The sequence below is a fragment of the Desulfocastanea catecholica genome, from assembly GCF_054657295.1.
Map to the genome: position 1 here is coordinate 23,662 of NZ_BAAHYZ010000013.1, position 25,040 is coordinate 48,701.

General features: G+C 53.4%; 23 protein-coding genes. 12 read left to right on the top strand and 11 right to left on the bottom strand.

Features of this window, described 5'->3' with window-relative positions; all coding sequences use genetic code 11:
• Positions 1–329 precede the first annotated feature (329 nt).
• The 9 genes from ACYQ8U_RS12880 to ACYQ8U_RS12920 are packed head-to-tail and all read right to left on the bottom strand — an operon-like array spanning position 330 to position 10,678.
• The gene (locus tag ACYQ8U_RS12880) at positions 330–1,937 is read right to left on the bottom strand and encodes a sulfatase-like hydrolase/transferase (RefSeq protein WP_459945953.1); all 1,608 of its coding nucleotides are present in this window, start codon (positions 1,935–1,937) and stop codon (positions 330–332) included.
• Entirely contained in the window at positions 1,934–3,958 is a 2,025-nt protein-coding gene (locus ACYQ8U_RS12885; RefSeq protein ID WP_459945954.1) for a glycosyltransferase, read from the bottom strand. Before ACYQ8U_RS12885 ends, ACYQ8U_RS12880 begins: the two co-directional genes overlap by 4 nt.
• Positions 3,958–4,335 carry a 6-pyruvoyl trahydropterin synthase family protein gene (locus tag ACYQ8U_RS12890; protein WP_459945955.1) on the bottom strand — a complete coding sequence of 126 codons (378 nt, stop codon included), beginning with the start codon at positions 4,333–4,335 and terminating at the stop codon, positions 3,958–3,960. Before ACYQ8U_RS12890 ends, ACYQ8U_RS12885 begins: the two co-directional genes overlap by 1 nt.
• Before the next feature lie 46 nt (positions 4,336–4,381).
• Entirely contained in the window at positions 4,382–5,401 is a 1,020-nt protein-coding gene (locus ACYQ8U_RS12895) for a zinc-dependent alcohol dehydrogenase (RefSeq protein ID WP_459945956.1), read from the bottom strand.
• On the bottom strand, positions 5,398–6,195 hold the full coding sequence (locus tag ACYQ8U_RS12900; RefSeq protein ID WP_459945957.1) for a RibD family protein: 798 nt from the start codon (positions 6,193–6,195) through the stop codon (positions 5,398–5,400). The genes ACYQ8U_RS12895 and ACYQ8U_RS12900 overlap by 4 nt, the downstream gene beginning before the upstream one ends.
• Before the next feature lie 47 nt (positions 6,196–6,242).
• A complete protein-coding gene (locus ACYQ8U_RS12905; protein WP_459945958.1) occupies positions 6,243–7,340 on the bottom strand; it encodes a lysylphosphatidylglycerol synthase transmembrane domain-containing protein in 1,098 nt (365 codons plus the stop codon).
• A complete protein-coding gene (locus ACYQ8U_RS12910; protein WP_459945959.1) occupies positions 7,337–8,581 on the bottom strand; it encodes a CDP-alcohol phosphatidyltransferase family protein in 1,245 nt (414 codons plus the stop codon). Before ACYQ8U_RS12910 ends, ACYQ8U_RS12905 begins: the two co-directional genes overlap by 4 nt.
• Positions 8,578–9,432, bottom strand: a complete 855-nt coding sequence (locus ACYQ8U_RS12915; RefSeq protein ID WP_459945960.1) for a tyrosine-protein phosphatase — start codon at positions 9,430–9,432, stop codon at positions 8,578–8,580. Before ACYQ8U_RS12915 ends, ACYQ8U_RS12910 begins: the two co-directional genes overlap by 4 nt.
• Positions 9,416–10,678, bottom strand: coding sequence for a cytochrome-c peroxidase (locus ACYQ8U_RS12920; protein ID WP_459945961.1), 1,263 nt, complete (start codon positions 10,676–10,678; stop codon positions 9,416–9,418). The genes ACYQ8U_RS12915 and ACYQ8U_RS12920 overlap by 17 nt, the downstream gene beginning before the upstream one ends.
• A gap of 724 nt (positions 10,679–11,402) precedes the next feature.
• Between ACYQ8U_RS12920 and ACYQ8U_RS12925 the strand changes: the two genes are divergently transcribed.
• Positions 11,403–11,879, top strand: coding sequence for a type 2 periplasmic-binding domain-containing protein (locus ACYQ8U_RS12925; RefSeq protein WP_459945962.1), 477 nt, complete (start codon positions 11,403–11,405; stop codon positions 11,877–11,879).
• A gap of 85 nt (positions 11,880–11,964) precedes the next feature.
• Here the strand turns inward: ACYQ8U_RS12925 and ACYQ8U_RS12930 are convergent, their stop codons facing one another.
• Positions 11,965–13,059: a hypothetical protein gene (locus ACYQ8U_RS12930; RefSeq protein ID WP_459945963.1), complete on the bottom strand. Its 1,095-nt coding sequence runs from the start codon at positions 13,057–13,059 to the stop codon at positions 11,965–11,967.
• 320 nt (positions 13,060–13,379) lie between these two features.
• Here ACYQ8U_RS12930 and ACYQ8U_RS12935 point away from each other — a divergent pair, with 320 nt between their 5' ends.
• The 9 genes from ACYQ8U_RS12935 to ACYQ8U_RS12975 all read left to right on the top strand — a co-directional run bounded on the left by ACYQ8U_RS12935 (position 13,380) and on the right by ACYQ8U_RS12975 (position 22,451).
• On the top strand, positions 13,380–13,700 hold the full coding sequence (locus ACYQ8U_RS12935; RefSeq protein WP_459945964.1) for an early set domain-containing protein: 321 nt from the start codon (positions 13,380–13,382) through the stop codon (positions 13,698–13,700).
• Positions 13,701–13,772: 72 nt separating this feature from the next.
• On the top strand, positions 13,773–14,900 hold the full coding sequence (locus ACYQ8U_RS12940; RefSeq protein ID WP_459945965.1) for a hypothetical protein: 1,128 nt from the start codon (positions 13,773–13,775) through the stop codon (positions 14,898–14,900).
• Between the two features lie 111 nt (positions 14,901–15,011).
• On the top strand, positions 15,012–15,491 hold the full coding sequence (locus ACYQ8U_RS12945; RefSeq protein WP_459945966.1) for an RNA polymerase sigma factor: 480 nt from the start codon (positions 15,012–15,014) through the stop codon (positions 15,489–15,491).
• Positions 15,488–16,072 carry a glycogen-binding domain-containing protein gene (locus tag ACYQ8U_RS12950; protein WP_459945967.1) on the top strand — a complete coding sequence of 195 codons (585 nt, stop codon included), beginning with the start codon at positions 15,488–15,490 and terminating at the stop codon, positions 16,070–16,072. Before ACYQ8U_RS12945 ends, ACYQ8U_RS12950 begins: the two co-directional genes overlap by 4 nt.
• A gap of 502 nt (positions 16,073–16,574) precedes the next feature.
• Complete coding sequence (locus tag ACYQ8U_RS12955; RefSeq protein WP_459945968.1) at positions 16,575–18,434, top strand: GNAT family N-acetyltransferase; 1,860 nt, start codon at positions 16,575–16,577, stop codon at positions 18,432–18,434.
• 392 nt (positions 18,435–18,826) lie between these two features.
• On the top strand, positions 18,827–19,846 hold the full coding sequence (locus ACYQ8U_RS12960; protein ID WP_459945969.1) for a TRAP transporter substrate-binding protein: 1,020 nt from the start codon (positions 18,827–18,829) through the stop codon (positions 19,844–19,846).
• Positions 19,847–19,938: 92 nt separating this feature from the next.
• Entirely contained in the window at positions 19,939–20,421 is a 483-nt protein-coding gene (locus ACYQ8U_RS12965; protein WP_459945970.1) for a TRAP transporter small permease, read from the top strand.
• Positions 20,421–21,737, top strand: a complete 1,317-nt coding sequence (locus ACYQ8U_RS12970) for a TRAP transporter large permease (RefSeq protein ID WP_459945971.1) — start codon at positions 20,421–20,423, stop codon at positions 21,735–21,737. The genes ACYQ8U_RS12965 and ACYQ8U_RS12970 overlap by 1 nt, the downstream gene beginning before the upstream one ends.
• A 177-nt stretch (positions 21,738–21,914) precedes the next feature.
• Entirely contained in the window at positions 21,915–22,451 is a 537-nt protein-coding gene (locus ACYQ8U_RS12975) for a MarR family winged helix-turn-helix transcriptional regulator (RefSeq protein WP_459945972.1), read from the top strand.
• Between the two features lie 134 nt (positions 22,452–22,585).
• On the opposite strand, the gene ACYQ8U_RS12980 is transcribed toward ACYQ8U_RS12975, so the two are convergent.
• Positions 22,586–22,792: a hypothetical protein gene (locus tag ACYQ8U_RS12980; RefSeq protein ID WP_459945973.1), complete on the bottom strand. Its 207-nt coding sequence runs from the start codon at positions 22,790–22,792 to the stop codon at positions 22,586–22,588.
• Positions 22,793–22,810: 18 nt separating this feature from the next.
• On the opposite strand from ACYQ8U_RS12980, the gene kamA reads away from it, so the two are divergent.
• Both kamA and ablB read left to right on the top strand, forming a co-directional pair.
• Positions 22,811–24,133, top strand: a complete 1,323-nt coding sequence (kamA, locus tag ACYQ8U_RS12985) for a lysine 2,3-aminomutase (protein WP_459945974.1) — start codon at positions 22,811–22,813, stop codon at positions 24,131–24,133.
• A complete protein-coding gene (gene ablB / locus ACYQ8U_RS12990) occupies positions 24,123–24,971 on the top strand; it encodes a putative beta-lysine N-acetyltransferase (RefSeq protein WP_459945975.1) in 849 nt (282 codons plus the stop codon). The genes kamA and ablB overlap by 11 nt, the downstream gene beginning before the upstream one ends.
• Positions 24,972–25,040 lie beyond the last annotated feature (69 nt).

The window sequence follows — 25,040 nt, forward strand, 5'->3', positions numbered from 1 at the left end:
CCACAGAAGCAGGTTTCTGAGACAGGATACCCGATGAGAAAAACGTGTATCCAAAATGTAAACATGTCTTTTCATAGATTCAAATACAACCCGATTTAGAACGAACAGGTGAGAAGCTGCAACTGCACAGCATTATTTGCAATGCTTCAAAATACTAAAGAACGACAGAAAACGGAAATAATAAACCACGTATCAGCTCACCTGTCATCCATCTGTCACCCATTTGAGCGTTGTCGGCATCGAACGAAACCCCTTCCGGCGATGTGCCCCAAATGAGCTCTGTTTCGTTGTTATTGCGGAAAAGCCGTAGCGGGCGGTAGGGAAAACGACTACTGGAAATCCCACAGGAAATTCGGTAAGAACGTCTCCATCCCGGTATGGGGGAGTGGTTGGGCCGGGATCAGGCCCGAGGTGTACCCCCGCTTGCGAAACGGCTCGAGCAACCGGGGATTGCGACTGATGACATGCACGGGTACCGACCAGGGTTCACCTTCGCCGGTAAGCTGGAGATTGGGCTGGTGGTCGCCCATGATGATAATCAGGGTGTCGGTATCGACAAATTTACCAAGATAGTCTCCCAGGATGGTAAATTCGTAGTCCAGGGAACGAAGGTATGCCTCTCCGGCGTTGTGCAGATCCGGCCAGTGGATGGGATAGTAGACCGGCTGCCGGTCATGGTAGATGCTGCCGTCGCGGATCTCCTGCCAATCGGCCAGAAATGGCGGTTGAATGCTGAAGGCGGCGTGGCTGCTGATCAGCACATAGCGAATAAACAGCGGCTGTCGGCGTTCGGCCATTTCCCGACGGCGCACCCAGTCGAGGACAAATTGGTCGGACATCGCCGCCCAGCCGAAGGTCGGGCCTTGATAGCCGAAATCCCAGGCGTAATAGAACCGGTCGTAGCCGAAAACGGCCCCTTCCGGATAGGCGAAGCGGGTACCGGGCATCACCGAGACGGTACGATACCCGCTGCTGTGAAAATAGGCGGCCAGAGGCGGCAGAGCGGAGCGGAGTAAGGCTTTCTCCTCGAGATCGTTTTCCACCCGGACCCCGAACTCCAGGGTGCTGTGGGCCAGCCAGGATGATCCGCCGAAGGTCGGGGAGACCAGATAGGAAGAGACCGCCATGAAGCCGTGCTGTGCAAGGATTCCGGCAAGGTTGGCCATGGTGGCCTCCATCGCCGGTCGGTAATCGGACCGATTAAAGACGATATGGCCATAGGACTCGACCAGGAACAACAGCACATCGGCGCCCCGCAGTCCTTCGAGCCCTTTGTCCGGGGTGGCAAGGATTTTCCTGTCCCGGGCCGCTGTTTCTATTCGGCTGATAACCGCCCGCTGTTGTTCCAGTTGCCGGGGAATGGACAGGATCTCCCGGCCGAAGCGGACCATGGCCGGCGGTTGACTCGTCGGCCATTGCCCAAGAAACCCCGCACCGAGGAGGAGCCCCGAGACAAGCAGGAAAGACAACCGGACCCGATGGTCCAGAAGAGCTCTGCTTGCCGTCCGCCAGGCGTACCAGCTGGAGATGACTACCCCCAGCGCCACCGCGGCAATGCTTATCGACTGGAGCAGGAACTCCCCCTGACCGGCGGAGGTCTTGAGCAGATCGTAGAGATCGAAGAGGTAGCCGGAATCGATGCAGAGGTTGAAGGGGCGGTTGAGATACATGGGGACTGCGGTATCGGCGATGCGGAACAGGCGCAGCGCCAGAAAAAACAGCCACAGCGGCAGACCGATCCAGAACAGGAGTCGTCTTCCGGCCCAGGCCACCAAAGCGAGCGGGATCAGCAGCAGCCAGACGTCAATCGACGGCAGCAGCAGCTGCGGGGAAAAAATACGGTCGGCCGGATAGTTCAGGTTGAGCAGGGCGCCGAGGAACAAAAAGGCGACGGTGAGCTGGAACAAGGGTCGATAAAAGGGCTTTTCGGGATTCATGGCAGGGAGGATCGACGGCGGGCCAGGAGGTCGAGGTGGCGGGCGAGAAAAGACAGTTCCCCATCGTCCACCTGCCGGTGCCGCAAACGGGCCCAGTCGCTCAGTCCGGCAAGGTCGGCCGGAGGAAGATTTTGGCGGTAATGCTCCCGTTCCACCGTGGCAATGATGGCGTGCAGGAAGGAGGTCTCGTCGGTCAAATAACCATGGTTTCGGGGGTGGATGATCCAGTCCGAACTGCCGGCGGCCAGGAGTTCCAGGCCTGGACCCTGCAGAAAGCTCAGCAGTCTTCGGCCGGTGTGGCTTGCCCCGGACAGCCGCGCCTCCATCGAGGCATGATAGCGCCCGATTATTTTCTTGTCGCCGGGCCATTCGGGCAAAAAGACCGTCTCCCCGTCGAAGTTGCAGGTGCAGTAGGCCATCCCGTTATCAGTCAGCCGCGACAGAAGGCGCGGCAGCAGGTTGGGGAAGTCGATCAGATCGAGCACGGCATGGGCGATGATCAGATGGAACGGACCGGGCGAAGCGGACCGGTCGGCAAGCTCTTCGGCACTGGCCTGCTCGAGTGAAAGGGAGATCTCGGCCTTTGGCGTCCTCAGCCGACCATAATGTTCACCGGCCCAGGACAGGCTGTACCCCTTTTTTTCTGCCCACTCGGTGAGATATCGGCGTGCCGCGATAAGCTGGTCCGGGTCGCAGTCGGTGGCCATATAGGTGATGGGACCGGTCAGCAGGTGTCGATCAACCATCCGTTCAAGCATGGTGCCGATGCCGGCGCCGATTTCGAGAATATTCGCCGGTGCGCCGCCGGTGATTTGCGGCAGCGTTACGCGGAGCGTCTCCCAGACATGATGGTTCAGTGCCCGGTCGTCGATGGTTTTCTTGGCGGTAAGATAGTGGGGATCAAAGCCGCCGTCCCGGTCATTCGTCTTCGTCTGGTGGTCCTGGCCCTGCAACTGCCGCAGGAAACCATCAATGGCCGCCACCCCGTCCTGCCAGCCCGGACTTGCACCATAGGTTGCCTGGGCAGCAAGGGAGAGCCGCTGCAGCCTGTCCCGATCCTGGTGCAATTGACTGAGCAGCGGCTCCAGGCCGGCAAGATCGCCCATGGCCAGCAGGTAGCCGTTTTCGCCGTGGCGGATAGTCTCGCCCGCCGCGCCGCTCAGGCAACCGATGGCCGGCAGACCGAAGGCCATGGCCTCCAGAATGGCGATGCCGAAACCCTCGTAGGCGTACGGCATGCAGAAGAGATGGCTCTCGCTCAGGGTTTCGACCAGTCGGTCATTGTCGAGAGGACCAAGAAAGTGAACCGACCCGGACAGATCAAGGTCTTGGACGAGCTGCCGCGCTTCAGCGGTATAGGCGGGGTCGAAGTCAAGAGCGCCAACGACCGACAACCGCCAGATCCGGCGATCAATTTTCGCCAATCCCTGCAACAGCGGCACCAGACCTTTTCTGGCGATCACATTGCCGAGAAAGAGCAGCTGTAATGGTCCGGGCCGGTGGGCACGTCGACTGATGAATTCAGCGGCCAGAGGGCTGCCGAATCGGTCGCCGGCCGGGTAGGCGATAACCTGCGGTCGGTTGTGCGCCACCAGGGAGGCAACTGTGTCACGGGTGGTTGCCGAGTTATGGATAAAACCGTCGACCGAAGCGAGAAAGCGCCGTTCGGCCAGGGCCAGCAGCTTATTGTGCCAGGGGTGGCGTGGTTCGCCGGAGAGGGTATGATGGACCAGGGCCACAAGCAGCGGGCCGCCTCGGCGACGAAGTCGCTGATTGACCGAAAAGAGCGTCGGGTGGCAGAGTTCATCCTGGATGAGAATGTCGAATGCACCGGCCAGCAGCCGACGAGGCAGATCAGACGAAAAACCGCATGCCAGCCGGCGGAGGTACGAGCCCGAAGGTAAGCCGATCACCTCCACCTCATGGCCGAGCCGTTGCAGTCCTTCAGCGACGATGCGGTCGTAAAGATAGCCGCCGGAGAGCGTATCCAGACTGCCGTAAATGACCAGACCGATGCGCATCAGAGGGCGGTGCGGTACGAGGTCCAGGCGATATCATCTTCCCGGATGGTGACGGCCATGGCGTCGAGGCGAAAAGGCGCGAGCCTCTCTTTGACCAGGTCATGAATAACAGTGGCCAGTCGTTCGATACTGGGATTACCGCCGCCGAAGGCGACTAAGGTGTTGAGGGTCTTGCCCTTAAAATCGGCGACAATCTCGTCCAGATGCCGCTCCACTTCGACAATATCGACCAGAAAACCGTGCCGGTCCAGTTCTTTTTTCTCCAGTACCAGTTCCAGCCGGTAACGGTGCGCATGTTCGATGTTCTCTGCGCCCCAGTCGCCGCCGACCAGGTAATGCCTGGCGCTGAAGTCGCGCCCTACTCCGAGACTGTACATGCTCTTTTCTCCTCGTTTATTGTAGCTCTTCCTTACCTGTTGATGATTATTGGTGATCGAAAATGACCTGAATCGTCTCGCCGGGGCTGCGGTCAATGAGGGCATAGGCCGACGCCGCGTCGGCCAGGGCAAAACGGTGACTGATGCAGCCGGCCGGGCGAACCTGCCGCAGCATCTGCCAGGCCAGCTCAAGGCGCCGACCGGTTGGCCATCGGCCGGTCAGTTCGGGGGCGAGACTGCTGACCTGGGAGCTGATCAGCGACACCCGGCCGCGATGAAAAAAAGAACCAAGGTTCAGCTCGGTCTTTTTCGTGCCGTACCAGGATCCGACCACCACCCGGCCGTTGAAACGCGTCAGGGAGAGAGCGGTGTTCAGGGCTGTCGGATTGCCCGACAGTTCGAAGACCAGATCCGTCTTGCCTCCCTGACCCTCGGTTCCGCCCATCCGGGCGAGGAGGGACGGATCGGCCGGGTCATGGCACTCCCCTGCACCAAAGTTCATGGAGGCCTCGCGCCGCAGTGGATACGCGTCGATGGTGGTGAGTCCAGCCAGCGGAAAACGGGCAAGCAGGGCGGTGGCGAGCAGGCCGATGATGCCCTGGCCGATCACGACAACGTGTTCTCCGATCAGCGGGCGGCCGTCCAGAAGGAGATTGACCGCCGTTTCCATACTGGGCAGAAAGAGAGCGGTTTCATCGTTGAGATCGTCAGGAATGGGCTGCAGGGTCGCGGGAGGGGCACAGAAAAGGTTCTCATGGGGGTGGAAGGCGAAGACCCGGCGGTCGAGCCAGTCGCCGGATACCGCTGTCCCCGTGGCGACTACCCGGCCCACCGTGCAATAGCCGTAGGCGAGGGGATAGGCAAAGGCCCCGGCCAGGGCTATGATGGTGCTGTCCAGCGGCACGCCCTCCGGCCACTGTCCCCGATACACCAGCATCTCCGTTCCCGGACTGATGGCCGAAAAACGTGTCCGGACCAGAACCTGATCGGCTGCTGGTCGCGGTACCGGACCGAGGTTGATGTCCACCTGTCCCGGCGCGGTAAATTCCAGCCGTTGCCGGTTCACGCTTCCCTCCACCGCGGTTTTCCCCAGAGAATGATGTCCGGACCGCAGCATTGGTAGGTAATCGAATCGAGATGCAGGAGGGAACCATTGCCGGCTGTCGATCGATTCAATACCGGCAGGCCTCCCACCAGGCGGGGAGCGATAGTGATGATCATCTGGTCGACCAGGCGTGCCTCGAGAAAACTGGTGATAACCTGGCTGCCGCCTTCCACCATGATGCTCCTGATGCCCTTCTGGCCGAGCAGAAAAAGCAGGTCAGGCAGATCGACCCGGCCCAGGCTATCACGGCGGCAGTGGATGAGTTCAGCGCCCCGGCCTTCAACCGTGCCGATCCGTTCGATGTCGATTTGGTCGGTACAGGCCAGCCAGCAACGATGGTCGGTGCGGTCCAGCAGCCTGGCCTGCATGGGGATGCGCAGCCTGCTGTCGAGAACTATCGGTTGGGGATTCGGTCCCTCGATGAGACGAACGGTGAGCTGCGGGTTGTCGACCAGCAGCGTATTGATGCCGATGACGATGGCGTCGCAGGCGGCCCGGATCCGGTGGGTCAAGACCATCGACTGGTGGCTGCTCAGCTGAAGCTGTTGACGATTTCGGGCGGCGATGCTGCCATCGACGCTCTGGGCGTAGGAAACAGTCACCAGCGGCCGGTGGTGACGGTCCAGGAATTCCTCGGCAAGGTCGGATAATCCATCGAACCATGCCTGCTGTTGATAATCGGAGTGGTTGCTGCCGGTTGCCGGTGTTTTCCCGGCATGACTGAGAGAGTTGGTCCGAGGCTGATTTTCGTCCATGGGGATCCTTTGCCATCCTGGGGTTATCCTGACAGATCGTGTGTCATCTAATGCTCGGTATTATCGCGAATGATACCGACCTTGCCGCGACAAGTCAAATACTTCATGGTAAGCGCCAGTCCCGCCAGATTAAAGAGAAGGTCACGGAATCGGATGATCAGGCAGAGACCGAACCCGAGGCTGCTTCCCGAGCCAAGGGTGGCGGTCAGCCAGGGGAGGGCCGATTCCAATGCACCGATACCGGCCGGCAGGGGCGTATAAAATGCCAGCCGCGCAACCACGACCACCGCCGCCAGGTGCCAGAAAGACAACGGCAGCTGCAGAAAGAGTGACATCAGCCAAAATTCGACAAAGACCCCCAGCCAGTGGCCAAGGGAAAGAAGATTGGCCAGCAGGAAGAGGGAGCGGTGCCGTCGAAAAAGGGCCGCGGCCATGTCCTCGCCCTGGGTAATGATGTCGAATATCTGGCTGTTGCCGGACAGCCGGGGGAGGAATCGGCCGCAAAATTTTCTCACCAACAGTACTCCCCGGGACAGAGGTCTGCCACCGGTGCACAGCAGGGCCAGAATCCAGGTAACGGCAGCCGGTAGGGCAAGGACGAGCCACTGTCCGTGATTCCCCTGAAAGAGACCGGTTTGCGCAAAGGCCAGACCAGTCAGGCAGAGGGACAGGACAATAAAGCCGGCGAAAAGCTCAAGCAGCCGGTCGACGGCGACCGAGGTGGCGGCGGTTACCGGCGGTATCCCATGGCGCTGATGCAGGAGATAGACCGCGAGCGGTTCTCCGCCGAAATGCGGGCCGGGAGTAAGATAACTGACGGCGTTGGCGGCGAGGCGATAGGCGCAGACGGACAGCGGATCGACCGGCGAGCCGAGGAGTCTGAGGAGCAGCCACCATCTGGCGGCCATCAAAGGCAGCATGAGCAGGTTGACGACTCCAAGGGTCAGAATGGCCAGCGAATCGATTCCGGCCAGGAGCTGCCATACTTCGACCCAGACAACTTGCCGCAGGGCATGCCAGGCGAGTGCCAGACCAAGCAATCCGAGGAGCCATCGCCATCGCTTGACTATTCCCCGTCCGACAGTTGACCATTTGCCGGGCCTCTGGGCGGATGATGGGGCGATTGATGGTCGAGATATGGTCATCGTGGCCCGCCATTGGTCGCTGGTTTCTTTTTCCCTCGGCGGTACAGCATGGTTTCTTCCGGAGTCCAGAGGGACAGGGGACCGGTGCCGGTGATCATCAGGGCAGCGGCGGCGGCGAAGACAAGCAGCGATAAAAGAGATGTGCCAAACGGCGATTGGTTGCCGGCAAGCAGCAGGGCCAGGCAAAGAGCGGCAACGCGGCCCATGCAGCCAATGGCGGCCAGAAGAGCGCAGATGCAAAAGATACCCAGGGCAACCGATTGCCAGGACAGATGCCACGACAGCTGCCATTGCAGGCCGAAATCAACAAGCAGCATCACCCCTCCGGCAAAAAAGACCAGGCGAAGGGTCACCGGTACTGTCCTCATCACTGACCGTGCCCAGCGGTCCAGGCCTGTCTGCTGGTTCCTATCGGATGCTATTTTGCAGGAGACTACCAGCCAGTCTCTCAAAAAACCGATAAGCAGCGGTGTCATGAAAAGAGAGGCGGCAAGTAAGAGGAACGGACGATGAAAGACCGGTAAAAGCGCCAGACCGACCAGGCCCATCTGCAACCCGGCAATAATCCGCGCAAAGGGCCTGGATTGCAGTGTGACCACCGGCAGTTCCCGTCTTTGCCGCAGCCAGATGCCGAAGATAAAAGGATAGTAGGCCAGTCCGACCAGCAGATAGATGACCGGCAGCCGACCGAGGACAACCGTCAGCAGGGAGGCCACCAGCAAACCCGCGGCATCGGTTTCGATATCCAGTCGTTTGCCGAGTTCGGTCTCGCGCCCCTGTCTTCTGGCCAAATAGCCGTCAAGCAGATCGGCCAGGGACAGCCCCAGATAGATGATCCCCGGCGCCCAGGCCAGCCAACCGGCGTTCAACTGCCCCAGGCTTTGTTGGGAGGTGACCACCATCGAGACGGCAACAGGCAGGAAACCGGCCAGGGCAACGACAGCCGCGGCGCGCAGCAGCGTGATCCAGTTGGCTGCTCCCAGGGTGGCAAAGAGCCTGTCCGTCTCGAAGGGGCGGTGGTTGGCTGTCAGGTGCCGGGACAGGCGGCTGTGCAGGTATATCGCTGTCGCCAGTCCCGGCAGCAGGGCGAGGATCGTCGCCGGCTGGTCTGAAAAGAGAGACCGACAGAGGAAAATGGTCGACAGCCAGGGAAAAAAAAGAAGTACGGCAGCCCAACAGGATTGCCGACGAAGGCGCAGCAGTGCCTGTTGCTGGTCAGCGCGCTGGTTCCGGTTTTTCATTGCAGCAGGCGCCGGCGCAGGGCGGTCAGTGCTGTCCGGTCGAGCCCCGCCTTGCTCAGCAGATAATTTTCGATGGTACCGTAAGTTTTTTTCAGGTGGGCAAGCAGAGCAACAAGGGGTTCTCTTGGCGCCTGCAGATAGGGGGCGGCCTTTTCTGCCGTGATGCCCATGGCGGCAAATTCGGCATAGATCGGTTGCAGCCGTTCGGCATTGCAGACATTGGAGTAATCGTGATCAAGAAGTATAATTTCGTCCTGTACGCCGAGGAGCTTCAACAGCAGGGCCGCACAGATGCCGGTGCGGTCCTTGCCGCCGGTGCAGTGAAAGACCAGCGGCAGGTTGTGCGACGAAGCGACCAATCCGAGCACCTTGCCCCACACCGGGCCGAAATCGTCGAGATAGCGCCGGTAGAGTTCGATGAAAAAATCGACGGACAGCCACGCCTCATCACCCGCCCGCAGTCGATCCATGACCGTAGCTGGATCAAACCCGTCTACCTGTACCGGCAGAGAGAGCAGCCGGATCGAGTCATCTTCCGGCAGAAGGTCGGGGGCCACCTGCTGCTCACGGACGGTTCTCAGGTCGCAGACCGTCTTGAAGCGGAGGGTCTGCAGAAGCTGCTGATCGTTTATGGTCAGGCGGGAGAGATGATCGGAACGAAAGACCAGGCCTGTTCTTACTCGGTTATGGTCTGTGGTCGGATAGCCACCCAGGTCGCGAAAATTAACCGCTCCGGAGAGTGATAGTCGGCGGTCACAGGTCGGAAAGGCGATAGTTTCGGAGAAGGCAGGAGCACTGTGCCCCTGCCTTGGTAATTCGGACCTTTTGGGATTGTTATGGCTGATAACCATCAGAGAGCGTCCGCAAGAAGGCAACGATCGCGGCCTCTTCGTCGAGAGTAAGGCCAAGATTGCCCAACTCGGCAGTGTTGACGTTCGCAGGCACTTCAGCGGCCGGCCAGCAGTCATTGGCAAGCGCATATGCTTCGGTGTAGGCACCATCGCCGCATACAGGCTTTATATCCCGGGTGTTGTAGAAGTGAACAATTCCCTCGAGGGACTTGAAATAGCCGTTATGGCCGTAGGCCTTGACAAACCCTTCATAAAGCCGCAGGTCGACGTTGCGCAGGGTCGGGACCTTGTGCTTACCTTTCTCGGCCTCCCACACGTCTGCTGGAAAACCAGCATTTTTCAGGAAGCCTCCCAGTCCCGGGTCGACGAAGTCGGGTGCAACACCTGCAGGATTCTCGGGATTCTGGGGGATTCCCAGGTTGTCGAAGGTATAGTCGGTGAAAAGGGCTCCCTGGCCATTACTGGTATGGCACCTGTGGCACATACCCTTGCCCCGGAAGAGAGCAAAACCCTGCTGTTCTTGTTTGGTCAGTTTAGCCTCGCCTTGATAGGTAAGGTCAAACTTCGAGGTGAAGGCATTCACCTCGGGCGAGGCCTCGTAGGCGGCGATGGAGAGTGCGATGTTGTCGTAGGCCACATACGACTTGATCCTGTCCCCAGGGGACAAGGCAATCGTGGTGCCTTCCTTGGCACACCGTTTATCGACATTCTTGGGCCAAGCAATGTCACAGGCTTCGTCACCCCAGACCTGTTCGAACAGGACTGGATAACTAGCACTGCAGACGCGATATACCACGCAGGCGCTGTCGGGCAGGGCCTGCTCCACCGGGTTCAAAAACGGTCCCTGGGCCTGGTCGGCAGCCGGATTGCCCAGAAGTTCCCCCGTGGCCCTTCCATCCCAGAAATTGCCGCCGACAAACAGCCCTGTGATCATGTCAAGGTGAAATATGGGGCTCTGGGTGGCATAGGCCGAAGTGGGTGGTTTGCGGTCGCCGAAGCGGCCGGGGATTGAGCCCTCATAAACCGCACCGCCATCATTGATATCCGAATGAGGCCCAGTCCAGCCGACTTCGGCGGCATGACAGGACGCGCAGGACTGGTTTTTATTGATGGACAGATTCTCATCAAAGAAAATCGATTTACCCAATTCCTCCATCGGCGTCAAAACAAAAGCTGCACCAAAAGCTGCACCAGAAAATGACATGCAAACAACAAGAACAGCCAACCCATACAGTCCTTTTTTCATCTCTTTCCTCCATCGGTTGTTTGTTTATACATAAGAGTGATACAGACAAGCTCTCAGGGAGCTTTTCTGTATCACCATTGTTTGTCACTGCACGAATTTTTCGGTGTCTTTTGTTTTCTGCTTGGGGTTCGACCCACTACTGTGAAATTGAGGGAAATGGTCCAACCTATTTCTTAGAAGCAAAAATAGGACCACTTGGTCGACCTCTGGTAGTTTTTTCAAGTAATAGGAATTAAAGGATAAAAAAAAGTTATACTGCAGCAGAATGTTTTTTTTTGATTTTATCTCCGAAAATCCGGGAAGTTTTTTCCGTATTTCCGGATAAAAATCTCATAAATGCTGCATTCATTAGATTCGTTGATAACGGTCACATAGATTTGGATTTTTGCAGAGATGATTTTTTTGGGCATACAATGGTTATGAGATTCGCCCCATTAAACGACAGCGTATTTTTACCGGTATATCAACAGGCATTCTCTCTTGATCCAGGCTGAAAATTCAGCAACTTTCGGGATATAAGATTTTTGCATCGTTGATGAGATAAAATATCGAGGAGTGGGCGGCACGAGGCCTGGTTCGAATTCAAATGGAATAAACGAGCGGTTTTCATCAATATGATTTTTGGCGTTATACCGATTGCCAAGAGCGACTCCGAGCCCAAGTTCGGCAGCTTTAAAAGCGTACAACGAATAACTGAAGGTAAGGATTTTTTGTGTCTTAAACCATGGATAGGATTACTCTGTTGCAGGACCATTCTATAGATGGTCAGGAAAATACCTGGTCGAATATCTACGCAAAAAAATTCTTTGCAGCGCAACCCTATATAACCGTGTCTCACCATGGACTTGTCGACTCCCTGGTGGTTACTTCAAACGAATTCTGGCTGACTTTAGATGACGAGGTGCGGGTGGAAGTTAAAAAAGCACTGGAGGATGCGATTATCTTTGGCAACAAGGTCGCTGCAATCTATGCTATCAGCGCTCGTCAGAAGATCATTGACTCAAAACGCTGTAAAATTATCACTCTTTCAGGCGCTGAAAGAGCACAGTGGGTGAAAATAATGCAGCCTGTCTGGCAAGAATTCGACAATGAGATAGGCAAAGACTTGATTGATGCAGCCTACCGATGCAACAGGGCAAATGATGCACTTGGTGGCCGGAAAACGCCGCGTGGTTCCCACGGTTTAATAGCAGACTCATAAGAGTGAGGGAGAGAAACATGGAACTGATGGAAGGTATGGTGACCAGAAGGGGTGTCAGGTCATATGCCTAATCCCAAAGAACCGCTTAGCGTGAGCTGGAGGCAATACGAATCAGCGGTTCTTTGCCGATAGATTGCTTGACATATTCGAGCAGCAGAACCTTGACCAACTCCTCGCGGCTCATCTGTTCAAGATATTTTCCGGACTCCAGCAGGCTCTTGAAGGGATCGGCGTTCACCTTCGCAGTGCCGGAGTCTTTCAGGGCCTGCAGATAGGGCGAGACTCTTCGGCGCAGATCCTGTTCACTGCTCTGCAGCAGCTTTTGATGCGTATCTGCCAGCAGGGGCGCGTCGGGCAAGCCGGGCGCCTCCAGCACTGTCTTGAAATCGGCGGCAAAGCGCTTGATCCCGGTCAGAATATGGCTCGATTTAACCATGTTTATTTTGCTCCACCCCGCATTAAGCCACTTGAAAGAACCCACACGGATCACACCTGCTGAGGAATCGAAAACATAAACGAGAACAGAATGGGCGTTATACAGATAAGAATCGACCCATCCCAGGCCGGTCTTATTCAATCCTGTTTCGTCGGAGTAGAGATAGTTCCAATCCTTGTCATCACCGACAACACAGCCTTTTTTGCCAACCTCAGACAAATCGTTCTGGCTCGAGACGGAAATAAGCACCGGCCCTTTGGGTCCGGGCATAATTGTCACTATACGATTCTGGTTGTACTCATAATATCCACCGGTATTGGTGTCCGGGGTGATGACCTCGTGATCCCGTCCGCGAAGGAGGCGGATGTCAGCAGCCGATTCCACCTTGCGCGGCAGGTTTTTCAGTGCATCGTTTATGTGCGGCGTCAACCATTCATGCTGCCACAATGACGAGGGCATGGTGACATAGACGGGAATATCCGGGTTGTAGACATAGTCGAGAACATGGTCAAGATCGGCCTTGATCGAAAAGGCATAAAAAGCACCGGATGCTCCCTGCCGCTCCTTGAGGCTCATGCTCGAATCGTCCGGCCTGGAACCGACGAATTGTATGAGGGAGGCTACTTCTTTCGGCTCGATATCAGCCGACGACCGGGAAAGGGCAAGGGCATATTCCAGATCAGGATAGACGTTGTCGGGCACCGTCTGCTCGTCCTCGCCATATGCGGTGGTACTTATTCCCACGATCAGCAGTGCTGTTAAAATATAACTCAATGGCATAGTATGTGTTATTTTAGTAGTTTTTTATGGTTTTTGTACTCAATTGACGACGCCGTCGTCATGTTTGGCGTCATTCCATTAAGCCTGCTGAACTGTCTTCTCTTGCCTTTGTATGCATTGCCCGGCATATTTTCAAGCAAGGAAGATGGGAAACTACTTCCGCGGGATCTGGCATGATGCTCGTTTATGTAGATAGGAAGTGGTATATTGAAAAATAACCAGACCCTTTCCAGGCCATAACAAAAAACCACCGACCAGGCAACCAAAAAAAAGGAGGTGCGGCTGTGAAATCCATACATGTAGCGTTCGTTCTATTTTGCCTCGTTCTCCCTTCCTGCTCCAGCCATTTTTACAAAATGAATGGGCGCGAGGTGACCTTGTATCTCGATACGCCTGCTGAAAGTGTAGAGTTTTTCTGTTCGTTGAACAGCTATGCGGGCCAGGCGCTTACTCAGCGAAAAGGGGTCTGGCAGGTGACCGTACCGGCTGACAAACCGTTCAGGTATTTTTATAAGGTCGATGGCGAAAACTTTCTGCCCGTTTGTCCCAAGACGGAAAAAGATGATTTCGGCTCGGAAAATTGTATTTTCGAACCTCGACTGTAACCTCTCTGCGACGCCAACGTTATAGAGATGAACGCACTTCACTTTTTTACTTAACGCAGGGAGGGTATTATCATGAAAAAGACATATCTGTTTTTTGCTGCTCTTTTGGTTTTTTCGACGTGGGCTTATGCCGAGGAAATTCCTCTGTCAACCCCGGCGCAGGAACGTGTCCACCAGCTCACACGGGAAATGAATATTCAGGGCATCCCTGAAGCTCAGGCGCAAAGGATGTTTACCTTGATGCATCAGCAGAGATACCAAGAGCGAAATATCGTCCGCGCCCAGCAGACCCTACAGAATGCGGCCCAGGAGGATTTGCCGACCGAACCGTTAATGAATAAGGCCATGGAAGGGATGGCCAAACAGGTTCCGGAGGACCAGGTTATTGCCGCCATGGAACGGGTGCGCGATCGATACAGTTATTCCTATCGGCAGGCCAGGTCGCTCTCTGCAGACAGAAAAACAATGGAACCCGTGGCCGAGGCAATAGCCGACAGTCTGGCGGCAGGAATGACGAATGAGGAAATGGACGTGATAATGACCCAATTGCAGGTCCGGACTCGCCAGCAAACAAGAAACCAGGCCGAGGATCTCTCACTGCAGACCATGCAGACAGTCCGTTCGATGGTAAGGTTGGGTGCTACATCGACGGATGTGTCAGATACCGTTTCTCAAGCGTTACAAAACCGATATACAGCTCGAAATATGGAACAGCTGCGGCATAGCTTTGCCGATGAAGCCCAGCGAACCGGACCCAGTCGGGCTGCACATCAAAATGCTCAGTCTTTTGGCAGAGCCAATGACTCAGGTGGTAAAGGTTCCGGCGGCAGCGGTTCCGGCGGCAGTGGATCCGGCGGCAGTCATTCCGGCGGCAGCGGTTCCGGCGGCAGTGGATCCGGCGGCAGTGACTCCGGCGGCAGTGGATCCGGTGGCAGCGGTTCCGGCGGCAGTGACTCCGGCGGCAGCGGTTCCGGCGGCAGTGGATCCGGCGGCAGTGGTTCCGGCGGCAGCGGTTCCGGTGGCAGTGACTCCGGCGGCAGTGACTCCGGCGGCAGTGACTCCGGCGGCAGTGGATCCGGCGGCAGTGACTCCGGTGGTAGCGGTTCCGGCGGCAGTGGTTCCGGCGGCAGTGGTTCCGGCGGTAGTGATGGAGGTGGCAGCGGTTCAGGTGGCAGCGGTTCGGGTGGCGGCGGCAAATAGTTCATCCTGTGCTTCGGATCCCAGAGAGGCCGAAATGGAAGCGGCCTCTCTGGTGCTCGGAAAAAATGACAGAAGATATCCCGGTCAGCGAACACTTCTCACCACAATCACATGGAACATTACGATGTGTTTTATAAAAACAGTAAAGACGGTCTGTTTGCCTATCTGCTGAGAATGACCGGGGACTACCATCTGGCCTGTGATCTGGTCCAGGAGAGCTTTACCCGTTACCTGCGGCGCTACAGCAATATCGGCGAAACCAGTCGATCGTTGCTGTACACCATCGCCAGAAATGCGGCGATGGATGCCTTTCGGAAGCCTAAAACCGAACATTTTGAGCCGGAAGACCATGCCGATCAAAAAAACAGCCCGGAACAGAATGCCGATGATCGGCAGACGTATGCCCGGGTTCTTGCGGCAATACAACAAATGCCGATTTTCGACCGCGAACTGCTCTCTCTCCTTTCCGGGGCAGACCTTTCTTATGCCGAAATAGGCAGGATCATGAATATCAGCGAGGCAAATGTAAAAGTGAAAGTACACCGTGCCAGGATCAGGCTCAAGGAAATCTTGAGTGATGGAGGTAAATGATGGACTATCTTGCCAGTATGTATATCGACAACGAACTCAACCTGGAAGAAAAGGTTCAGTTCATCGAGAAAATTCATTCTGAAGAGGAATTCTTCCAGGAAACCGTTGCCCTTCTTGACCAGGAGAAACTGCTGCGAACCCAGCCGGAAAAACTAAAAGTATTGGTTCCGGCAGAAACCCGCATCCGCCCGGATCTGAAGACCCGGATACGCTACCTGCTCAGGCCGATGATCTACACCGGGGCCGGATTTGCTCTTGCGACTCTTATCTTGTTCAATCTGACACCAGATGCACCAGATGCAACCGATCAACAGACGACTGCCGGAAGATTCGTCATTTTTGAGCCTGCGGTGAGTCGAGTCGAACTGACCGGAACGTTTAATGGATGGCAGCGCATGGAAATGAGGCAAATCGGCAACACCGGCTACTGGGAACTGAACCTCCGGCTTCCTGCCGGTGAACACCGGTTTGCTTATATCCTCGATAGTTCGCGTCGAATGGCCGATCCAACTTACCCGGCCCGGGAAAAAGATGATTTTGGCGGAGAAAATTCGGTTGTTACAATACCCTTGAGTACCTGAAAAGATCCCATCAAATCAAAACGATTCACCTGTTTGACGATTTTCATGCAGCCTGCGGATAATGCCCCACCAACCATTCAGGGCAGATCCACAGGGTAGCTGCAGCTCGTTACTCCTGCCGGGGCATGCTTCGATTCCCTGCTTATTTCCCTCGTTATCATTGAAGTTTTCCTAAGTCACAGTATATTCACAGGCGGTCTGTGACTGCGTTGAGGTTTTCCGGTTTCCTCACGAGAAAAGGCGTCGGTTTTGTCGGTTTATGACCAGTTTGCAACAGGCGTTACCTGTGCTGCTATTCGCACTGCACCTCTGTCCGAGGGTCTGTTGAAACTCAACGAGGCTCGACGGGATGTATTTTTTAAATGTTCGAAATGCTCTTTCAGGGTAGGATAGGGAGCTTTGTTGTAGACACCTGCGGCTGTCTCATGCACAGGCCATGAAACACTGCGGTTCTAGCCGGCATACTAAAAAAATGCAGAAGGGAAGGGGAGGATCGTCGGAAATGGTAAAAGACCACAGGTTCAAAGGAAGGGTAGTGACGGCCCACGAAGCATTGTCAACCATCAAAAACGGCAGCCGTATCTTCCTTGGTTCGGGCTGCGGCGAGCCCCAGCATCTTATTCATACTCTGGTAAATAATCCCCACCTGAACGATATCATGATCTTTCAGATGTTGGCCCATACTCTCGCCGATTACCTCGACGATGACGCCTTTTTGGAGCGATTCTCGATAAAACTCTTTTTTGTACCAGTCAAGATGCAGCAGGCGGCATTTGAAGGAAAGATTGATTATATCCCAACCTACCTTTCCCAGCTGCCGCAGCTTTTCAAAAATAAACAGATTGTTATCGATACGGTACTTATCCAGATAAGCCCCCCTGATGCCTTTGGCATTGCCAGCCTGGGTGTGTCCGTCGACGTCACCCTGGAGGCAGTGAAGAGTGCAAAAACAGTTATAGCGCAAATCAACCCGCGGATGCCCAGAACCCATGGCGACGGATTTCTGCATATCAAGGACATTGACTATCTGGTTCCCTTTGAGGAGGAATTGATATGTATCGATCAGGAAACGGTGGAAGACAGTACCGCCGCCCGAATTGCGCAATACGTCAGGGATCTCGTTGATGACGGCAGCACCTTGCAGGTGGGCTATGGGCATATGCCCTATGCCTTGTTGAAATATTTTGATAACAAAAATGATCTTGGCATCCATACCCACATGATTTCCGATGCATTCATTCCTCTCATCAAACAGGGCATTATTACCAACAAATATAAAAATTTCATGACCGATCGCGCAGTAGCGACCTTTTGTATGGGGACAAGGATTGCCTACGATTATATAGACAACAATATCCAGTTTTACTTTGGCACGGCGGATTGGGTGAATACGCCAGGTATAATCGGCAAAAACGATAATTTCATATCCATCAGTTCTGCCCTGGAGGTCGATCTGACAGGGCAGGTATGTTCTGATTCTGTCGGCAAGCAATTTTTCAGTGGAACAGGGGATCAGTCAAATTTCATCCGCGGGGCAACCCTGTCAAAAGGCGGATTCTCGATAATCGCCCTCCCTGCAACGGCCAGGGGCGGCAAGGTTTCCCGGATTGTTGCCAACCTGAGTGCCGGCGCCGGGGTAGCTACTCTCCGGGCGGATGTTAATTTTGTGGTGACAGAGTTCGGCATCGCTCAGCTTAAAGGAAAAAGCATTAGTCAGCGTGTTATTGAGCTGTGCCAGATTGCCCATCCGGATTTTCGGGAGAGCCTTATCGAGCAAGCGAAAAAAAATCATTACATCTTCCCCGATCAATTGCCACCACTGGCCGAAGATCTGATATTTATCGAGGAGTACAAAAGCCGTATAAAACTAAAAAACGGCAGAACCATGTCGTTGCGGCCGCTTCTCCCCTCTGATGAAATTGCCTATCGCAATTTTTTTTATTCCTTAAACGAAGAGACTGTCTATCTGCGTTTTTTTCATGCGGTGAAGATTTTTTCACGGAAAATGGCTCAGGAGCATTGGGCTACCATGGATTATCGCAAAAATATTTCACTGATCGGCCTTGTGCAAACCAAGGGCAATAAAGAGATTGTCGCCATCGGAACCTATGCAAAAATGGATGATACATGGGCCGAGGTGGCTTTTGTCGTTCGAGAAGATTTTCAAAATCAGGGGATTGCCGGCTATATCTTTAAAGAACTCGAAAGGGTTGCCTCGGCAAATGGCTTCGAGGGCTTTCTGGCCACTATCCTGCCTGAAAATAAATCCATGATCAACCTTTGCAAGAAGTGCTTTTCCGATATAAAAATAACCCAGACTCAAGATGCCCTGGAAATCTGGATGAAGTTTTCTAAAGAATGAAACCGGCTTCGCGTCGTCGATTTATCTATCTTTTCGGATATATATCCAGAAAAATTGCCGGGTATAATGCCACGACAGCTCTGTTTCGGCCGCTTTTTTACTTTGCACATCTGAGAATTGTGTGGATTTATGCGCCAGAATCAGACAAATGCGCGGCAGGGTAACATGTAATAAGGCATGTAAGGTTGAATCGATGAAATGAAAAGAAGTACTGATAAAAGACATTTTTTGATGAAGAATATTTATATAAATGTTTGGTAAGACAGGTAAATTGGAAAATGAACTCTTCATTTCCTGTGCCATGTAGAAAGATATCGAGAGGAGTAATCTCATATATCATATAGTGAGTTTCACAGTAAACAACATCTAAATAACATCTAAGGAGGCTGCACATGAAACAAAATTTTTTGCCCAGTATCTCAATCCTCGCGCTTTTTTTATTGTTCGCTGTATTCCCGACCGTCTCGACCGCAGAGACAGTTACTCTGAAGTACAGTAACTTCTTTCCACCAACCCACATCCAGAGCAAACTCGCCGAAGCGTGGTGTAAGGAAGTGGAAAAGCAGACAGAAGGGCGTGTAAAGGTTGAGTATTACCCCGGCGGCAGCCTCCTTAAAGCACAACAGATCTATGGTGGTGTCGCTGATGGAATCAGCGACGTCGGCCTCTCGGTACTTGCTTACAATCGTGGACGATTCCCGGTGACCGGAGCCTTGGATCTTCCCTTTGGCTACCCCTCCGGCGTTGTGGCGACCAGCGTCGCCAACGAGCTGTATAGTAAGGTTAAACCCAAGGAGTTCGACGATACCAAATTGATGTACCTCCATGCCCATGGACCGGGATTCATCCATACCCGTGATAAGGTTATTACCAAACTTGAAGATCTGAAAGGACTGCGAATGCGATCTACCGGTATTAGCGCTGAATTGGTAAAAGCGCTTGGTGCCACTCCTGTGGCGATGGGGATGCCTGACTCTTATCAGAGTTTGCAAAAAGGTGTCGTTGATGGCAGTGCACATCCGCTTGAATCAAATCTCGGCTGGAAACTTGGTGAGGTAACGAAAAATGCTGTCGGTAGTTATGCAACGGCATATACGACCACCTTTTTTGTAACCATGAATAAGGCTAAATGGGCGACTCTTGATGCAAAAGACCAGCAAGCTATAGAAGCAATCAACACTGCCTGGTCGATCAAGCATGGCGAAGCATGGGATAGCAGTGATCTCGAAGGGTTAAGGTTTTTTCTCGAGCAGGGAAATACTGTCAGCGGTCTTGACCCCAAAGAGGTTGAAAGATGGAAAACGGCAGTTGCACCGGTCATTGACGCATATGCCGCCGACCTTGATAAAAAGAACCTGGACGGAGCTGGAGTCGTCAAAATAATTCGTGAGGCACTGAAAGCCAACATGTAATCCGGTAGAGTTACAGAGTGAGCGGGGGGCCAAGTTCCTAGATTGTTGCCCCCCTATTGAAAAAAATGAGTTCAGTAGAGAAGATACCCTCAATGGAATCGATCCAGAAAACATTGTTATTCGTATCGGATAAGCTAAAAATGGTTGGGGCCGTGTTGTTGATGGGCATGGCGGTATTGACCTGCCTGGATGTGATTGGACGCCTGTTTAAATATCCGATATTTGGTACGTTTGAGTTGGTTAGTTTTATGGGAGCCTTGGCCATCGCCTGCTCCTTGCCTTTTACCCATCAGAAAGATGGGCATATAGGCGTTGAACTTTTTACCCGAAAACTTCCACCCAAAATACGGCATATCGTCGAGCTGTGTACTGAGCTTCTGAGTCTGGCTCTGTTTATGCTGGTATCCTGGAGAATGTTTCACTTCAGTATAAGTTCGAAGGCATCAGGCGTGTTGTCTATGAATCTGCAACTTCCCGAGTACGCCATAATTTTTATTTTGGCCTGCGGTTTTGTCATATTCACTTTGACAATCGTCAATAGCATTTTTCAAACTTTCAATAAATTAACAAAATAATGAATCCCACATTGATCGGTATTAGTGGCATTGTCTTGATGATCGCGATTTTTATGACGCGAATGCCGGTAGCATATGTCATGGCCATGGTTGGTTTTTTAGGATTTAGCATTATGAGCTCGGTTAATGGGAGCTTGAATCTTCTGGCCAAAGATTTTTATGAAGTCTTTTCTTCTTATGACCTGACTACGGTTCCGCTGTTTATCCTGATGGGTCAATTGGCATTTAACTCGGGGATAAGCGGCAAGGTCTATGCGTCGGCATATAGATTTCTCGGCGATACCAAGGGTGGCCTGGCCATCGCTACGGTTTCCGCCTGCACTGCTTTCGGAGCTGTCTGTGGGTCTAGTGCAGCGACAGCTGCAACAATGGCTACTGTCGGACTTCCAGAGATGAGAAAATTTGGCTATGCCGACGAACTGGCCGCAGGCTCTGTTGCCTCAGGTGGCGGAATAGGCATGATTATGCCACCGAGTGTCGTGCTGATCGTGTACGGTATTTTGACGGAACAGTCCATCGGCAGGTTGTTTATGGCCGGTATTCTGCCGGCATTGCTGGTTACTGTTCTTTTTATCATCACCATAATGATCTGGTGTCATTTTATGCCGGAACAGGGGGCGCGAGGGGAATCGTTTACCTGGAAGGAAAAAATAAAATCCCTGAGCGGGATGGGCGAAACCCTGGCTGTTTTTGCTCTGGTTATGGGTGGCCTGTTTTATGGCTTGTTTACTCCCACCGAAGCCGCCGCTGTAGGTGTCATGGGCATGCTGTTTGTCTCTGTTGTACGCAGGCAGTTATCCTGGCAGCGCTTCGTCGATGCCCTGTACGAAACACTGAAAACCTCCTGCATGGTGATGATGCTTGTCGCCGGAGCAACTGTTTTCGGGAAATTTTTAGCCGTGACAAGAATTCCGTACGATATTGCCACATGGATCGGCAGTTTTGATCTGCCGCCAATTTTAATTCTTGGCATGGTGGTGCTGGTGTACTTTATCGGCGGTTGTTTTATGGATTCCCTCGCCCTGGTGATGCTGACGGTGCCGATATTTTTTCCTCTGGTTCTCGACCTTGGTTATGATCCGATCTGGTTTGGCATCATCATTGTCATGGTAACCGAGATGGGGATTATCACTCCACCGGTAGGGATTAATGTGTATGTGGTTTATGGCGTAGCCCGAGGACTGCCCGGAGGGGGAATGGCTCTTGAGTCTATCTTTAAAGGAATTGCGCCCTTTATGGTGGCAACGCTTATCGGCACTGTTATTCTCGCAATTTTCCCGCAAATTATTTTATACTTACCTAACCTCATGTATTGATGTTGGAACCCAACAATGAGAATCGCAGCCTGAGAAATCAATTGAAAAATCATGGCTAAAGAGGAGGAAATGGGATAAATTTTCGGTAAAGCTGCAAAAGATGCGGATAATTTGCGCCGGATAATTGCATAATTTATAAACGATCCGATATCTTGTCTTTGTGCGGGCCAAATGAAAATGAAGAAAGCTGTACCAGAAAATAAATCAACCAACAATCAGGATCTGCACATTCCCGCACAAAGCTATGAACTGCGAATCCTGCGGGCGTTGCGTCGTATTATCAGGGCGATAGACATCCATTCACACAAACTGACGACTCAGCATAAAATTACCGGCCCCCAGCTCGGTTGTCTTCTGGCTGTAATGGAAAGCGGCCCGATAACAAGTGCCAGGCTGGCGGAAAAAGTTTATCTCAGTCCCAGCACCATCGTCGGCATTATAGACAGGCTGGAAGAAAAAAACCTGGTGCAGCGTAATCGCGACAGTAAAGATCGTCGTCTCATCCATATCTGCATCACGCCGGCCGGTGAGCAATTAGTGGCCGCAACCCCGTCCCTTTTGCAGGATACTCTAAAAAACGCTCTTGTCGACCTGCCGGACTCAGAGCAGATCGCTATGACCATAGCCCTGGAAAAGCTTGTCGACTTAATGGAAGCAGGCCATATTCAGGCGGCTCCGATCCTGGAAACAGGGCCCATAATCGCCAAAAAATAATCCTCTGGCCACCTGCTTCGATCACCTGCAAAAAGGCAAGATACCGTGTCGGCTGCTCTGCGGCAGAGGGCGGCCCTTGACAAGGTAAAACATTTTTGTTAATATAGTTCGTACACGAATCATTGATGTATAAATCAATCGATATCCGCCGTATAAATATCCTGTAAGACAATAAGACAAAGAAAAGACGAAAAGCCCCCGGAAGCCTCAACCAAGAAGGTCTGGGACGCAAGCGTCAATAACCAGCCGCAGGTTGCGGTACAACCAGCACACAGCTCAATGGACGCCTGGCCGAAATGCAGATCATGTTGCTCTGCACCGAAGGCAGCGTTTCGTTGCATGCAAGGATCTGTAAGTTTATGACAATTAATATTTTTTCCAACAATCAGCAAAAAATTGCCGACCATCTCAGTGATGAAAAAGTTGATCTCTCCCAGTGGAAAAACTGGCATTGGCAGCTTAAAAATTCTATCACCGACGTCGAGACATTCGAAAAACTGCTTAATATTGAACTCGAACCGTTTGAGAGGCGGAAGGTCGAGTTGACCATGAAGAAGTTCCCCATGTCGATCACGCCCTATTATCTTTCCTTGATCGATCGCCATGACTTTCGTAACGACCCGGTTTTTCGCCAGGCATTCCCTGACGCTCAGGAGCTGCACATTGAAAAGTGTGACATGGCCGATCCCCTGTCCGAGGACAAAGACAGTCCGGTACCGGGCATCACCCATCGGTACCCGGATCGGGTCCTTTTTCATGTCAGCAATGTCTGCTCCATGTACTGTCGCCATTGCACCCGTAAACGCAAAGTAGGTGATGTCGATTCGATTCCCAACCGTGCACAGATCCGTGCCGGGATTGACTATATTCGTAATGCCCCCGAGGTTCGCGATGTCTTGCTTTCCGGTGGGGACCCGTTGATGCTGAGCGATATCCACCTCGACTGGCTGCTCACCGAATTACGGCAGATCGACCATGTCCAGGTCATTCGCATTGGTACCCGGATGCCGGTCGTGCTGCCCTATCGCATTACCGATGCTCTGGTAAATATGTTGAAAAAGCACCATCCGCTCTGGGTCAATACCCATTTCAACCATCCGCGTGAGATGACCAGTTCTTCGCGCCAGGCACTGAAAAAACTTGCCGATGCGGGCATTCCCCTGGGCAACCAGTCGGTGCTGCTGGCCGGTGTCAATGACTGCCAGAGGATCATGAAAGCTCTGGTCCACAAACTTGTTGAGAACCGGGTCCGACCATACTACCTCTACCAGTGCGATCTTTCTGAAGGACTGTCGCATTTTCGTACCCCCATCGGCAAGGGCATCGAGATCATGGAAGCGCTGATCGGTCATACCAGCGGCTTTGCCGTGCCGACCTATGTGGTCGACGCACCGGGTGGCGGCGGCAAGATACCGCTTATTCCCAACTACTTGATCTCGCTGTCGACTAACAAGGTGGTGTTGAGAAATTACGAAGGAGTGATTACAACCTACAAGGAACCGGATAGCTATAAGACGAAGTTCTGCGATCGTAATTGTGGCGACTGCCATCTGCAACTGAAACTTGAGGATGGCGATGAAACAGCTGTTACCGGCATAGAAAGGCTGCTTTCAGACTGCGATAAAACGATCAGTCTGACCCCACGAAATAATGCACGGATGGAACGGCGGGATGACAATTGATCGGATCGAATACTTCGGCAGTTCATTGATGCAGCATGGCCCGGTGAGTGACCGGGTCTATCTGATGAAGTTGGACAAAGCTGATTTGCCGAACATTCTTGATCATATCCATGCACTGGCCAGGCAAAAGGGCTATGCAAAGATTTTTGCCAAGATCCCGGCCGGCAGCAGAACTCTTTTTGAACAGGGTGGTTACCGGCTTGAGGCAGCTATTCCAAATTTTTACAATGGCCGGGAAGATGGCCTGTTCATGGCCCGCTATTATCACCCGGATCGCATGCTTGACCCTACGTTCGAGCGAGTCCGGACGGTACTGGCGAGAGCGCATGACAAAGCCACCGAGTCACATCATCAGGAAACCGGTCCAGGGCTTGAGGTCCGTCTTGCTACACCAGCTGATTGTCGGCAGATGAGCGAGCTGTACCGGCAGGTTTTTGCCAGCTATCCTTTTCCGATCAGCGATCCGGATTATCTACGGCAAACCATGGCTGAAAATGTGCTCTATGCGGGAGTCTGGCAGGACAATAAATTATTGGCGCTCGCTTCAGCGGAGGTCGATGAGAAGATGGCCAATGCCGAGATGACTGACTTTGCCACCCATGTAAACGGCCGGGGCCGCGGACTCGCCGGGGTGCTGCTGCAAAAGCTGGAAGTCCTGATGGCAGAGGCACATATCAAGACCTGCTACACCATTGCCAGGGCGACCAGCTATGGTATGAATATCACCTTCGCCAAGAACAAGTATACTTTCGCCGGTACCTTGATCAATAATACCCAGATTTCAGGTTCGCTGGAAAGCATGAATGTCTGGTATAAACAGGGAGAGAAAAAAGTTTGATCACTGCTCATCTTGCTTTCATCAAGGCATTATGATCAAGCCTGCGTCATAACCCTTCTCAGACAGCGA